The organism is Anaerospora hongkongensis (assembly GCF_004339805.1).
In the GTDB taxonomy this organism is placed as follows: Bacteria; Bacillota; Negativicutes; order Sporomusales; family DSM-15969; genus Anaerospora; species Anaerospora hongkongensis.
The window spans coordinates 1-15897 of sequence record NZ_SLUI01000017.1; the positions used below are offsets into that span (position 1 = coordinate 1).

Annotated in this window: 2 protein-coding genes; both read left to right on the forward strand. The window is 48.8% G+C overall.

The window, feature by feature from the left end:
* The first annotated feature begins 141 nt into the window (after window positions 1–141).
* On the forward strand, window positions 142–14124 hold the full coding sequence (locus EV210_RS19525) for a beta strand repeat-containing protein (RefSeq protein ID WP_207900785.1): 13983 nt from the start codon (window positions 142–144) through the stop codon (window positions 14122–14124).
* Window positions 14125–14198: 74 nt separating this feature from the next.
* Complete coding sequence (locus EV210_RS19530; RefSeq protein WP_132083044.1) at window positions 14199–15743, forward strand: ShlB/FhaC/HecB family hemolysin secretion/activation protein; 1545 nt, start codon at window positions 14199–14201, stop codon at window positions 15741–15743.
* Window positions 15744–15897 lie beyond the last annotated feature (154 nt).

The following is a 15897-nucleotide window of genomic DNA, read 5'->3' on the forward strand; positions in this document are numbered from 1 at the left end:
GGTGTTACAGCAGCGAACGAAACGGATGCGAAAGCCGCAGGAGACGGTTCAGCCGGTGGCAGAATTGGCACCGATAAAGACGGCAAGCCGGTAACTAGCACGGCTTCTATTGGAATTGGCGCAGGCGTCGCCATCAATACCGTGACAGCAACAACCAGTGCGAGCATCGGAGCCGCTGACCATGAAGCAGGCAGCGTAGAAGTACGAGCGATCGCCCATAAAGAAGGCAATATCGCGCAGAGCAGTGACTTTACAGCAGAAGCAGTTTCGGGTGCAGCTGGTGGCAAAGTCGGCTTAGCGGGATCGTTTGCCTTAAACAGCGTGACAAGTACCGCAACAGCGGAAATAAAAGATGGGGCGACGATCGCTGTCCATCAGGATGCTGAGAATACTGGTTCTGTAACTATTGAAGCAGAAAATAGAACAACCCGCAGTGCCAGCGCTACGCCGCAGGGCAAAGGGGCAAGCGGCGGTAGTTTAGGCATGGGAGCATCGGTAGCGTTGAACATCGGGGCAAATAGTGCCCTGGCGAAAATAGCAGGCGGAGCGGATGTGACCGGAGCAGGCGACGTAAGCTTAGCGGCAGCCGGATTCCATACCATTACGACCAAAGCCGAAGCAGGAGCTTCCGGCGGCATTGCCCTCACTCCGGTTGTAGCCATGAACAGTGTAGATAACCAGGCAACGGCAATCGTTGAAAAACGGACAGGCAGTGCCGAAGACGTGGCTGAAAACCTGTTGACTGTCGGCAGCTTAAGCGTAAGTGCCACTAACAGCGCCACTGGTGTGACTGAAGCCAAAGGAGCAGCGGACGGCTCAAAAGCCGCCATCGGGGCGGCAGTAGCGATCAACATCGCCAATGACAAAGCCTTTGCGACGACCGGCAGAAACATCACCGCCGGTGGCGATGTGGTCTTCCATGCAGATAACCAAAGCAAAACCGAGGCTAATGCCATTGCAAGTGCGGCAGGGGGAACCCCGGCCAAAGACGATGGCAGTGTGTCCAACGGGAAAAACGTAGACAGCCTGGTCAAAGAGCAGACCGACTTTGCCCAAAAGGATAAAACCGAGAAGAAAGAAGCAGCCAGCGCCCAGACGAGTGAAGGCAAACTGGCCGTAGCAGCAGCAGTCGGGGTTAACCTGTCGGATAGCAGCGCTGTAGCAGCCACTCCGGATGGCGTGACCATCAAAGCAAGCGGTAAATTCGGCGTGATTGCAGCGAATGAAACAGATGCCAAAGCCGCGGGAGATGGCTCGGCAAGCGGTAGAATTGGGACGGATAAAGACGGCAAGCCAGTAACCGGCACAGCAGCCATCGGGATCGGTGCGGGCGTTGCCATCAATACCGTGACGGCTACCACCAGCGCCAGCATCGGAGCAGCCCACCATGAAGCAGGCAGCGTAGAAGTACGAGCGATTGCCCACAAAGAAGGCAATATCGCCCAAAGCAGCGATTTCACGGCAGAAGCGATCTCAGGAGCAGCCGGCGGGAAAGTGGGGTTAGCCGGATCGTTTGCCTTAAACAGCGTGACAAGTACTGCAACGGCAGAAATTAAAGATGGGGCAACGATTGCTGTTCATCAGGATGCTGAGAATACCGGTTCCATAAGCATTGAAGCAGAAAACAGAACAACCAGTAAGGCCAGCGCCACTCCACAAGGAAAAGGGGTAACAGGCGGCAGCTTAGGTTTAGGTGCATCTATTGCAATGAACATCGAGACCAATAAAGCGATAGCCGAACTGAGCGGACATATCACGGGAGCGGATGATGTTACACTCAAAGCTCTAGGCAACCATGTGATACGAACCACAGCTGAAGCCGGAGCTGCCGGAGGTATCGCCATAACGCCTGTAGTGGGTCTGTCGGTAGTAGACAATATTGCAACGGCAAAAATTGATGAAATTGGAAATGATAATCTTTTAGATGTAACAGGTGATATTAACGTTTCCGCCAGCAATACCGGCGATACCATCACAATTGCCAAAGGGGCAGCTGACGGTGGTAAAGCTGCGGTAGGTCTTGCCATAGCAGTAAACGTAATTAATGACGCGGCGAATGCCATGACTGCCCGTAATATTAACGCAGGCGGCAACGTCACCTTTGATGCTAAAGCAAGCGGAAGCGCGGCGGCAGATGCAACAGCAAGCGCCGCAGGTGGTAAAGCTGATACCAGCAGCAAAGCAACACCGGCTGATTCACAAGAACAAGGCGGGGTTGATAAATCCATAGAAGAGCAGACTAGCTTTGGTCAAAGCCAGCAAGGCAAAACAGACGGAGAGAAAAAGAAGGCCGGATCGGCATCTACTAGTGAAGGGAAATTGGCAGTCGCTGCGGCAGTGGGTGTAAACGTAGCGGATACAAAAGCCGAAGCCTACACCATGGATGGTCGGACCATCAATGCAGGCGGTAAACTCACGGTGGCAGCAGCGCACTTTGCTGACGACAGTGCTAAGGCTGATGGTGCGGCTGTCGGAACAGCTTCGGTTGGCATCGGTGCAGCAGTTGCAATCAACACGGTAGACGCTTCAAGCAGCGCAACTATCGGTATTGCGGAACATCATGTAAAAGGGGCCGAAGTACGGGCTGAAGCCCTTGATGATAAGACCAGTTTATTCAGTGCGGAAGCGATGTCTGGCGCTGGGGCAGGTAAAGTGGGCATCGCTGGCTCATTTGCCTTGAACAGCGTTGATAACACTGCGCAAGCGCAAATTAAAACAGGCGCAAAAGTAAATGCCCATGAGGGCGATATCGCAATTTTTGCTGAAACTCTTACCAGCCACAGTGCCAGAGCTATGCCGACTGAAGGTGTGACAACCGGTGGCAGCAAACTGGGTGTCGGTGCCTCTGTAGCCCTAAATCTTGTTGACGAGAGCACCATTGCAACGATTGCGCAAGATGCACAAGTCCTTGATGCCGGTAAACTTTCGATTCACGCTGTATCTGCCAGTGACACCTTTACCGAGGCAAAAGCTGGTGCAGCGGGCGGTATTGCCATTGATGCCGTAGTAGCTATGACCAAATTAACGCAGACTACACAAGCAACCATCGCACAAGATGCCATTGTTACAACTCATGATGATACAAGCATCAGTGCTAAAACCAGCGGTAAAAATGAGGCAATCGCTGCAGGTGATACCAAATCGGAAAAAGTCGGTGTCGGTGCATCGGCAGCAGTCATTCTAAGTAATAGCGGAGCGTCAGTTCCTTTGGCAGCAGCTGTAATTGATGGCGAAGTAACGTCTGGCGGCGGACTTGAACTAATTGCAAAAGCTGATCGAAGCTATAGTGCCTTATCTACGGCCAGTGCCAAAGGGGCACTAAATAAGGAAGATGTGAATCCATCTAATGCTAGTGCTAAAACGCTTCAGGACAATCAAAGTTCGCAAAAAGGAACTCCTGGCGGCGGAAAAGTTAAGATAGCAGCTGCATTAGGTACGGTTTATACAAATGATGATGTAGAGGCTGTAATTACAGACGGGCGAAACATTAGCGCCAATGGTGCTCTTACTGTAGCTGCAGAAAACAAATCTGACGTTACAGCGCTTGGCAGCGGCGAGGCCGTTGATCCTTTGACGGCAACCGGTATTGGTGTGGGTGTGGCAATGACCATCAACCGCAGCGAAACTACTGCAACAATTGGCGACGGTGTTATCATTGAAAAGGCCGGTGATTTGACGGTAAGCGCAGTCTCGGTGCAAAATGCCAATGCAGAAGCAGTGGCAGGCGCCGGTGCTAAAAGCGTTGGTGTTGCCGGAGCCTTGGCTGTAACCGATTCAGAGGTCAACACCAAGGCGGCTGTCAGTCAGGATGTTTTCATTAAGGATGCAGGAAGTACTGCCGTAACAGCGGCCAACACAAGTATATTGGATGCCAATGCCTGGAGTGTAGCTGTGGCAGGAAAAGTAGGTGTAGGTGCAGCCGTGGGAGTTGTGGCTGCGGATCATAACGTAAATGCGGCAATTGCCAACAATGTAACCATTAATGCCAGCGGCAGTCTTGCAGTGACGTCCGATAACCATATTTACAGCAATGCTGAGGCAGTGACGGTTGGGGCTGGCAGCAAGGTAGGCGGTGCTGCTGCGGTAGCTGTCAATATCATTTCAACCCAAACAGATGCCCATATTGCGACAGGCAGTGAAATCGACGCAGACGGAACAACCTCCGTCGAAGCCGATGCCAGTGAGACAGCGACGACAAGAGCTGCCGGTGCAGGTGCCGGTGGGACAGCCGGGGTAGCGGCTTCCGGTGCAACAACCGTTCTCAATACTGACACCAAAGCGTATATTGACCATAACGTAAACATAAACCAGGCTGATGCATTAGGCTCAAATGCTGCCCAAAGTGTTAATGTCAAAGCAGAGGATCACACCAGTGTTGTAGGTACAGGCGGTGCGGGAGCTGTAGGTGGTACTGCAGGCATTGGCGCAGGTGCAGATATTGGTGTAATTAATAAAGACACAACAGCGTTCATCGGTCATGATACTAAAGTAAATGCCGGTAACAGCGTTTCTGTAGAAGCGATTGCCAGTGAGACGGTTCGTTCTATCGCTGCCAGTGGTGCCGGTGGAGGAACAGCAGGGATAGCTGGTGCGGCCTCTGTTTATACCATCAACAACGCAACGACAGCATTTATTGGGACAATGGCAGATGTGAAAGCTGACGGCAATGTCAAAGTTGCGGCGAAAGATGATACGGAAGCCAACTTGATTGGAGGTTCAGGTGCCTTTGGCGGTACGGCCGGTGTAGGTGCGTCTGCCGGTGCGGCGGTCATTAACAAAGATACGCAGGCTTACATTGCCGATAACGCCAGTGTCACGGCTCTTGGTAACCAGGCAGCAATGAATGCAGAAACCGGCGAGTACCAGGAAAACTTCCACAATCCGCTTTCCACAGATGTACAGGATGGCAACGTCACTATGCCTGGCGTAGAAGAAGACGATCAGTATTGGAGTCAGGTCGATGACCTTAACCTCTTAACTAAAATCCGTACTACCACAGCGGAAACAACTGCGATAAAAGGTATCGCCGTTACAGCCACCTCGAAAAATGATATCAAAGCTTCTGTTGCGGCCGGTGCAGGCGGCGGCACCGCCGGCGTTGCCGGATCCGGTGCAGTTACGATTATTAATAATGACACTAAGGCTTTCATAGGTGATAATACTAAGATAAACAATGACAATGCGAAGGCTGGAGCAGATCAAAGTGTTATGGTTGCTGCAGGAACGGACCATTATCATCTTGGGATTGCCGGTTCGGTTGCAGCCGGGGGCACTGTCGGTGTAGGACCGGGTGCTCAAGTGGCTGTTACCACACTGCATACCGATGCACATATCGGTAAGAACACCGAAGTCAAAGCCGCAGAAGATGTAAAAGTAACCGCGAAAGCGGAAGAAAATATGCTGACTGTTGTTGCAGCTGCTGCAGGCGGCGGTATGGTTGGCGTAGCCGGAGCTTTCGATGTAACTATCATGAACAGTAATACCTCAGCCTACATTGACCAGGCGGCAAAAATCAGCGCCGATAATAATGTTCTGGTTGCAGCCAGTGACAAAACATCCAGTGCAGCTATTTCCGGCAGCGCAGGTCTTGGCTTTGGAGCAGCAGGTGTCGGCGGTTCGCTCCAGGTTACCGTGATTAACAAAGATACCACTGCTTATATCGCCCAAGGGGCAACTGTAGACGGGAAAGCAAATGGCACTAGTGATCTGACGGTTTACAAAGACCAAGCTAATGGCAGCAGAACAACCGATGACAGCTTCCAGGGGGTAGCCGTTCAAGCGGATAGCAGTGAAGAACTTGTTGATGTTGTCGCCAGTGGAGCTGCCGGTCTCTATGCAGGCGTAGCCGGTGCGGTTTCCGTCAATACCGTTACATCCAATACAGATGCCCATATTGCTGAAAGTGCCAACGTTAATACCGACCAAGCCAATGTTGGCAGTGACCAGTCCGTAAATGTGTCCGCTGTTAACGATCTGGAAATTTTCTCTGTCGGTGGTTCGGTCGCCGGTGGTTTAGTGGGTGTATCCGGCGGTGTTGATGTAGGTGTTATCAGCAACAATACCACTGCCTATATTGGCAATGGCGCAAATGTTAAGGCGGCTGATTCTATTGCTGTAAACGCCTTAGCTACGAAAGAAATTGACAGCTTTGCAGTCAGTGCTTCCACAGGCGTTGTCGGAGTTGCCGGCGGTGTGTCGGTTTATTCCATCGGTTCAGGTTTAAGTGACGATGCGAAGAACAGCCTGAACAGCAATAATGGAGGTAATGCGCAAGGTTATGCTGACGAACAACTCAAGAAAAATCATGTTTCCACCCTTTTCCAGGGCTACAGTGATTCGAATGTGAGCGGTGTAAGCACTGCTTTAGCAAATCAAACCAAAGATTTCTCGGTTACTAAAAATGTAGAGGCTACAACTGTGCCGGGGGGGACCAGTGCTTTTATCGGCGACAATGCGACGATCAGCGCAGGTAAAGACGTTACCATAAACGCTAAAGATATGGTTGACTACCGTGTCATGAACGGGGGCGGAGCCTTAGGGGTAACTCACGGTGTCGGTGGCGCAGTTGGGGTACTCACGCTTGATGCGAACACCGATGCACACATTGGCAAAAATGTAATCCTTTCCAGCGGTGGTACAGTAGCGGTTAAGGCCGGTACAAAACACAACCTGGAAAGTGACGCCTATGCGTCTGCAGGCGGGTTGCTCAACGCACTGGGGGCAGCTGCTAACTACGTCGATGACGACACAAATACAACAGCCTATATTGGCGAAAACGGCCAGCTCACGGTGAATCACCTTACTGTCGGGGCAGATGCGAGTACAACCACTGACAGCAAGGCCATCAATGCATCGATCGGCGGTGTAGCGCTTGGTGCTTCTGTAAGTATTACGAATTTAAATGGGGATACGACAGCCTTTATCGGCAGCGGAGCTGCTATCGATGCCACCGGAGATATCAACGTCAGGGCGACCGATGAGGATAATGCTCACGCAGCTGCTGAAGGTGGTGCAGCCGGATACCTCGGCGGACTAGGCGCATCAGTTGCCCTTGTGAATGATACGGGAAATACGACAGCCTTCATTGGAGACAATAGCCAAATTAAGAGTGCGAATTCGATTGGCATTACTGCAGTAAGCGTAGACAGTGGTATGGAAGCAAGGGCGGTCGGTGTTGGCGTAGGTCTTGTTGGTGCCGGTGCCGCAGTAGCCGTATCCGATGTTGACAGCACCACTACAGCTTATACCGGTAAGAATGTTCAGATAGGAGAGACGGGTAAGCATGTAGGTGCTATTCAAATCTCCGCCTCAGGCGACAGCGATGCAACAGCATACACCTTAGCGGGTGCGGCAGGTATTGGTGCAGGTTCCGGTTCTGTTGCCACTGCAAATGTGGATAATAAAGTCAATGCTGCTCTAGGGACTGCCAATCAAGTAGCCAATACCGGCAATATTGTCGTGACAGCACTGGGCAAAGAAAACGCCGATGCAAAAGCAGCAGGCTATGATGTAGGCGCTCTCGCTGTTGGTGCTTCTGTCGCGAAAGCTAATGTCGATTCAACGATCAATGCACAAGTGAACAGCAGCGTGCTTCTCTCCACCGGCAACGTTACTGTTGCAGCGACCCATGAGGTTCCTGCCGGTGAATATACTGCCAAATCCGATGCAGTCGCTGCAGGCGGCGGTCTGATCGGTGTCAAGGCGACAGACAGCAGCGCTAAAACCAATTCCGATGTCAACGCCTCGATAGAAACCGGTACCCGGATCTATGCCGGCCAAGGGATAACCGTCGAGGCTGTAAACGACACGAGGCAATCTGCCGATGTATCAGGCATTGTGGGCGGTTTGATTGCCGCTGGCTCCAATAATGCCGATGCATCCTCAAATACCAGTACAACCGCTATCATTGGCGATGTTAACTTCACCGGCGGTGATGTAAAAATTCATGCCGATGGTACGGATGATAACTATGCGGAAGCGACTGCAGGCAGCGGCGGTCTGGCGGCCGGAGCGGCCGCTGATGCAGAAACACACGCATATAACCGTACCCTTGCCCAGATTGGTAAAGGAGCCACGGGAAATGCAATAGCGGCAACCAATCTTAAGATAAAGGCCGAGCATCTGACTAAGTTCAACAGCAAGTCAGACAGTATGAATGCAGCAGCAGTTGGCTTTAGCGGAGCTTTTGCTCATAATGATGTTGACACAGCCGTGGAAGCAAAAGTTGCAGATAACACAGTTATTGTGACTACTGGCAAGACCGGAATTGATATTGCCAGTGTCAACAAAGTTCAGCAGGACTATATCGGCGACAATGCAAAAGGCGGAGCTGGTGGTGTCTTCAATGGTTCATCAGTAGAAAGCAACAGTAATATTACCCAAGACAGTTCAGTTACGATTGGTGAGAATGCCAGCTTAGCGGCTCTTGGCATGCCGTGGTATGACCAGCCGGTAATTACTCTAGAGGCAGCCAATGAGATTACTACTTCCGATGAAGTAGTGCTCACAACCGGTGGTGTAGCTCAGAAGCCATTTGCTGAGTCCAATACTACTGCGAACCTTGATGCAGATGTGACAGTGGGTGCTAACGCCAAAATCATCAGTATCGGCGGAATTGATATCACAACCTATGGTAATAACCGGCTTGTAAACACGGCATTAGTAAAAACCTACGGCGGCGTCGGCTTTGCAGGCGGCAGCACCAATTCCATACTTGACTCGACACAAGAAGTGAACATCAATAAGAATGCCTATTTGCTTGGCTATGGCAACATCAATATTGCTGCCGGGGCAGGCAGAAGCGGTGACAGCAACATGTCCGTAATCGCCGTTACCGATGTGTATAACTATACGGCGCTGCCTTTACATACTACCCACAGCGCCTATGCCGAACTCAAAAACAATAACAACTTAAATATAGCGAATGGCGCAGCCATATCAGGTCTTCAGAACGTAAAACTTGCCGCAGAGGACGGCGGTATCAACGTTAAAGCATCTGGTACCGGACATAATCCTTACCTCGATGCGCTTGCCTTCTTAGGGATAAGTAAAAGCGAATCAGACGGTAAATCAAAGACCGTTAGTTCCGGGACACTTAATCAAAATGGCGTAGTGAAAGCCGGTATTGAAAATGAAAAGACGGTGAATATCGACCGCAACGGAAATATTACGTTTGGCCAGACCAAAGACCAGGCGAATCTGGTGAATTCTCTTGAGCAGCAAATTGATAAGCTCAAACTTGCCTTCGATAAAGCACCAACAAACGTCGAAAAACTGGAATTAGTCTCGCGGATTGCTGTTTTAGAGAAGATGAAAAAGCAAGATATCTCAGGACAGGAGACTACTTATAACCCTGCAAACGATCTGACAAATCAAATTAATACTCTTAAGCAAGCCCTGGCGTCAGCAGCGACAGCAGCTGAGAAGGAAGATATTCAGGCCCAAATTGATACATTTGAAATTCTAAAATCAGCTATTGCTAATAAAGATGTTGATCTGATCAAAGTTGATCCCATTATGACAGCAGGCGGTAATGTCACGCTTGCAGCCGATGCCATCAATGGCACAGGCACTGTTACGGCCTACGGAGCACCCAAGATTACCATTACCAATGCCAGCAATAAATATTTGCAAGTGAATGGTCTGACGATAGCGAATCAAGATCCCGGAGGAGCAGTCTCCTTCACCGGGTCAGCCGGTAAAGGCGCGTTAACCGTACAAGAGATCGGTAAAAATGGCACACCGGAAATCAATATCAGAAATACCTATGACACATCGTCGAACGGACCTGCTATCTTCCTGACAGGCAATGTCAGCAACCTGCGTGGTGACGTCAATATCTTTAACCAATCCGGTGCAGTTGCACAGTTCAGTGACGTTCGGGCAAAGGCAATCGGGATTGAAGTTCCTAACAGTACTTTTGTTGTGAATAATCCCGGCTTCTACTTTGCCGGCGGAGCACCGGAAGGATTTTTAAACTACCTGAACATACTGCCAAGCACGGAGAAGAAAGCCATTGACTTGATAACAAATGTCTATTACAAAGACGAATTTAACAACTGGGTAAAATCAAATCCAAAAATTGTTGAAAATGGTGAAGGTGAATTTACTGATTTCACCTGGAGCTATTTCCTCGCTGATTCACTTGACAAGCAGCGTGAGCATCACATTGACAAACCTGGTCATGATTTCTGGGCATCTTCTCCTGGCGGTATCACCTATGTTGTAGGTCAATTCCCCAATAAACCCGCTGACTGGGAAGAGCCAGGTGGTGTTCTGTCAACTGTAGTGTTCTATGGACATGGTTTCTATGGTACGACCCTTACTCCGAGCTATCAAGGTAATCTTAACAGCTATCTTACCAAGACGGCAGGGTACGATGAGTCTGCTGTCAAATCGCAGATCGGAAATAAAGCGACAATCGCCGGTGGATCAATTGCCATTAACGCTAAGTATATCGACGTTAACGGAACGATCAAATCAGGAATGGCTAGAGATTTTTCAGTGAAAATAAACGAAAATCTGGACGGCTGGATTGCTCAGCAATCAGCCCTCGGTGTTACCGGCGAAGTGGAAATACCGAAAGCGTACTGGTCTGTTATCGACAACGGTGACAGAACTCCAACGATGACCTATAATTTCAGTACGAACCAGATCCAGGTAGATGATATGAACGTGACCAACGGCTATGTATCCTTGCGTGGACATATTTTGAGTACGAATACGCTGGGAAATATTGAGGTTATGACCGGTTACGGTGATGTCGATGTAGTAAATAAGAGCAGTAAGGCCCTTACGATACGAAATATCGATACCAGCAGCAATAATATTGCTCAGGTCAAAATCGCCGATACTGCTAAACTGCAGCCTTCCGGCAATGCGCTTACTACTTGGTATGTGTATGATATGAAACAAGGCGGGGTCTCAATTTATGAATCAACTACCGGTGCCAGTGATTACACAGGTGCAACCCTGAAATACTTTACATCAGGTAACGGAGCTCAATGGTATAACCCTGTAGCCAACCAACGGTACCAGTGGACACAAACTGCCGAATTGTCAAGGACGTGGGACAGTTCTGCCTACTATTTAACGGAGGCCGCACAGCCAACGGAATGGAAGTGGTCTATACCCGCAGGAAATGGTGCGAATGACCCCTGGACGTATACGTCAGGTATTGTTATGGGAAGTGCAAGTGATCCTTACTACACGCAGACCATAGACGTAGATACCAATAAATTTGGCAACAGTATGCAAACAAAAACATTCCATTTCCGTGACGGAGACTGGCTGCTTGGTATGCCGGACTCAGGTGAATGGACGGTTGTAGTACCAACCGAAGCCAAGCTTACCGCCGTAAGCAGTGTGAAAGCCGATAATCCGTTTAAAATTCAATTCCATAGCGGTGACGGAACAATTAAGACTACCAGCTCGGTTAATATCGACTCGGCTGCAGGAATTGTTATCGACGGTCAGGTGAAGAATGTCGTCGGTGATGTCAGCCTGGCGGCTTCGGGTAAAAATATGGGCGTTAGTCAGACTGCGGGCGCATCAGTAGTAACCAATAACCTGAATATTAGTGCTGATAACAACATTGGTTCGTCGGCGCAAGCCCTGGCAGTTGATTTAAAAGGCAGCCTTACTGCTGTAAGCGGTAAGGGCAGCATCTATATTGATGCTCCGCAAACAAGCCTTACGATTGCTAAAGCTCATGGTGCAGGTGATATTGTATTAACTGCTGCCGGCGATCTTCATAGTGTTAAATTGGGCTCTAATGCAGGTGCCACTCCGGCGGTAAAGGGTGCCAATGTAGATCTGGTCAGTCTTACTGGTGCGATAGGCAGTGAAGAAAACAACTTCACTTTCGAGGCTGTATCTACTACCGATAGTAACGGTAAGGTAACTAACGGAACGATCAATGCTCATGCTCGTGGAGATATTAGTTTGCAGCAGACAAATGGCGACATGCGAATTGATGAAATTAAGTCCGAGGAAGGCAATATTCATGTAACCGCCAACAACGGCCAAATTGTCAGTGCAGTTCCGCACGGCATGGTTGATGCTGAGCAGGCGGAAGTCAATCAGGATAGATTAGCCGAATTCGATGCGGTACAAGATACTGTTAAGCCATACCAGTATAACGTCGAGCGCAACTACCGCGAATACTGGCAGCTCCTGCAGCACGGAAAAGTTGTTAATGGCAGTTTTGTGCTTAACAGCGATGCGATAACCGATTTCAAAGATCGGGCGGCAGCAAATCTTGGTATCGATAATCCGACCGATGCTCAAGTGCGAGCCTATGCCGGCAGCTATTACAAAGATGTGACCAATGTATTCACCGATGCCATGGGCAGTAAGTGGGCAGAGCGAACGGAATTTAAACAGTATAATGAAAACTATACCTTTGTCATTACCGGTACACCCACCACTGGGAGAAGTTCTTTACGGGCAGCAGCCCCAACAGCGTCAACAGGTGGAAGAACCTATCAGGAACTCATTGAGGGCGCGGACTGGACACCGAAGTACGAATTTAATAATACCCCGGCAGTATACGCTCCCAATATTGATGCAGGCGAAGGCAAGAAAGTGACTTTCAGCGGAACCAATACAGGCAACGGAATGCCGTCACAGACAATTACTGAGATTCCGTTAACACCTGAGGAAAAAGCGAAAGTTCTGACCGTTGCTGATCAACTGCCAGAAGACTTCCATATTGAAGGGGACAAGCTTGTTATTAAGCAAGCTACGCCGGTATTTGTCAGCAGTGACGATATTGTCAATGTTGATTATGAATCTTCCATTAGCCTTGCCAGCTGGGAAGATCTGAAAATTGGGCACCTCTCTTCGCCAGGAAATATTAAATTAAGTGCCAACAGGGACATTCTCAATGTATCGACTGATCCCGTGGCGATTACCGGCGGCACGAATCTCGAACTTAACGCAGGGCGCAATATTGGCACCGCGGAGAAGGCCTTGACGATTGGTACGACAGGAACAGTAAAGGCGCAAGCAAAAAATAATATTTACTTATCCCGTCCTACCGGTGATATAAACTATACGTCGATAGCTGCAGGCAATATTGTTTCTCTCCAAGCGGATGCCGGAAGTATTATGCACCAAGGAAGCGGCGGCGGTATTATTGCCGATAAGCTGATTACGAAGAGTGCCGGTGAACAAATCCTGACAGGCGATAACACTATCCTGGAATTTACTGCAGCCAATGAAACCGGAGATATTGTACTTGTCAATACAGCCGATACTCTCAATGTCCGCGGAATCGTGCAGGGCAATGGCGGTACCGTCCTCACCAATTCAGGAGCAATTCAGATGACAGGAAAGACGATTGCCGACTCGCTCGACGTAACAAGCCAGAGCGGATCAATTGAAGTAACCGATGCAAGCATTAAAGAAAGTGTCGTGTTTACTGCCGATAGCATCACTGTCAACAATCTGACTCACACCGGAGAGAACCCGCTTCACATCACTGCCACAGGACAGGATAACGAAATGGCGGATACTATCTCCATGAATCTTCAATCCGATACAGGTATTGTTTTCGATAAACTGACAGGCGATAAAATCCGCATCAATGGACAAACCGATGAACTTAGCTTCTATAATACGACGGTAGGCAGCAGAGCTGATTTCAATAACAGCCATGCGACAGTCATCGCCGACAACCTTCATAAGAAACTATTTGGTGATGCATCATTGCAGATTTATCCGCAGAATAAGCCGTTCTATTTGCTTATGGGGAAAGATAATAAGATGTCTACCAATGCATTTATCGTAAATTATGATAATGATTTCATCGTTAATGCATTTGATACGGAAAACAGCTTTATTCGTGTATCTGAAAAACTTTCCAACCGCTTTATCCAAGGACCGGCAGTAGCACGGAGCAATAATCCGCTGGAGAATATCGCCAAACGGGGGACCCCGACGATTTACCCCGAATCCCATTCGGGTAGTACCAATACCAATATCGTCTTCCATAAAGACAGTGTGGTAAATGTAGACATTACCGGGCTGCCGGAAGAGACTTCTCCGATTGATAAAGAGATAATAGCTCAGCCAGACATATTGGACGGCAAGCTTACGGAAGACAAACGCGACACAGAATAATCTCAATTCAACCAGTCAGCCTGCACCCTTATGTAGGTGCAGGCTGAAATTACGGAGTGAAAGGCAGAATACAAATGGATAAAAGACAACGTACAAAAGCGCTGCTCGCCCTCCTGCTGTGCTTAAGCACTACAGTCGGACATGCTGAAGAAGTTATCTCACCGGATGATGCAGAAGCCAAGCAAAGTGTGCTTCAAGAAGAGACAAAGCAAGAAGCCCCCGAGAGTGTTTATATTCATACTATCGTCACAACCCGGTCGGACATTCTGACACCAGACGAACTTAAAGCTATTACCGGCAAATATGAAGGACGATCTGTATCCATCAGCGAGTTATCTCAGGCCGTACAAGAAATTAACAGCCTTTATACAAAAAAACAATTTGTTACATCAAAAGCTATCTTACAGCCGCAAAAAATAACAGATGGTATTTTAAAAATTGATTTGGTCGAAGGCCGCATCGGCAAGATTATCGTGGAAGGCAATAAAACCACACGGGAAAAATACATAAAAGACCGGATTAAGCTGCAAAGCGGGGAATTTGTCAGACTAGATGCCTTGAACGAGGTGATTTATCGCTTCAATCAGACAAATGATGTTCGTCTCCAAGTGGAACTCAAGGCCGGTGAACTGCCGGGCACTACAGACTGCATCTTCCGCATCGCTGAACCGGAAGTTACACAGACTATTTTATTTACTGACAACAGTGGTCGTGATACGATTGGTCTTTACCGAGTCGGACTAACCTATATCCATAACAGTCTCACGGGAAACAGGGACAAAATCGCACTTACCGGACTGAATTCCCACGGCACGACGGCAGGTGCTTTCGTCTATAGTCAGGCTATCGATACTAAGGGAACGAGGCTCAGCCTGACCTATGATTCCAATCAAGTGACAATGATTTCTGGCCCGCTTCAAAGTCTGGATATCCAAGGCGATTCCTCCGACATAGGCCTGATCCTCAATCATCCGAAAATTGTGCATCCTGATTTTAAACTGGAATTGATTGCGGAAGGGCACCAAAAGAAATCAGCAACCTCCTTCTCCGGGGAATCCTTACTTGAGACTAAGCTGAAAACGCTTGTTGTCGGTGCAGCAACGCAATACAACAAAGAAAATAGCGTGCTATATAATAGACAGGATGTAACGAGAGGATTTGTCGAAGGTGGCCAGTCTTTCACTAAGTACAACTTCTATGTAGTTGAGCAACGGGCAATCAAAAAGGATAGGCTGCTTACCCTTCGCTTCAATGGACAGTGGACTCCAACCAACGACCGTCCGCTGCCGTCATCAGAACAATTCTCACTGGGAGGCTCGGGTACGGTCAGAGGATATGATGAAGGGTTTACCAGCGGCAATAGGGGCTATCTTGTAAGTGCAGAGCTTAGTTTTCCAACTGCTTCAGCAAAAGTAAAAGGGAATGCTTTTATCGACCATGGCGGAGTGTACCCTTACGCGGGTAACTGGGAAAGCGGCAATACGTACTTGACAGGTATCGGGGTAGGTGCCAACATTGCTTTTTCTCCTAAAACATCAGGTAAAGTTTACATTGCTGCCCCTCTTAGCGGTGAAGACCGATCTATCCATATTCATGCTTCCGTACAATTTGTCTTATAAAATTATTACAATGGTTAATCAATGCATTACTTTAATCACCCTGCAACAGAAATGTTGGTAGGGTGATTTTTTTTTAGAAAACATAGCCATTTTAATCAGCTTATGAAAAAAACAAACAATTATCTTAATATTTTTAATTCTGCAAATATAAGCG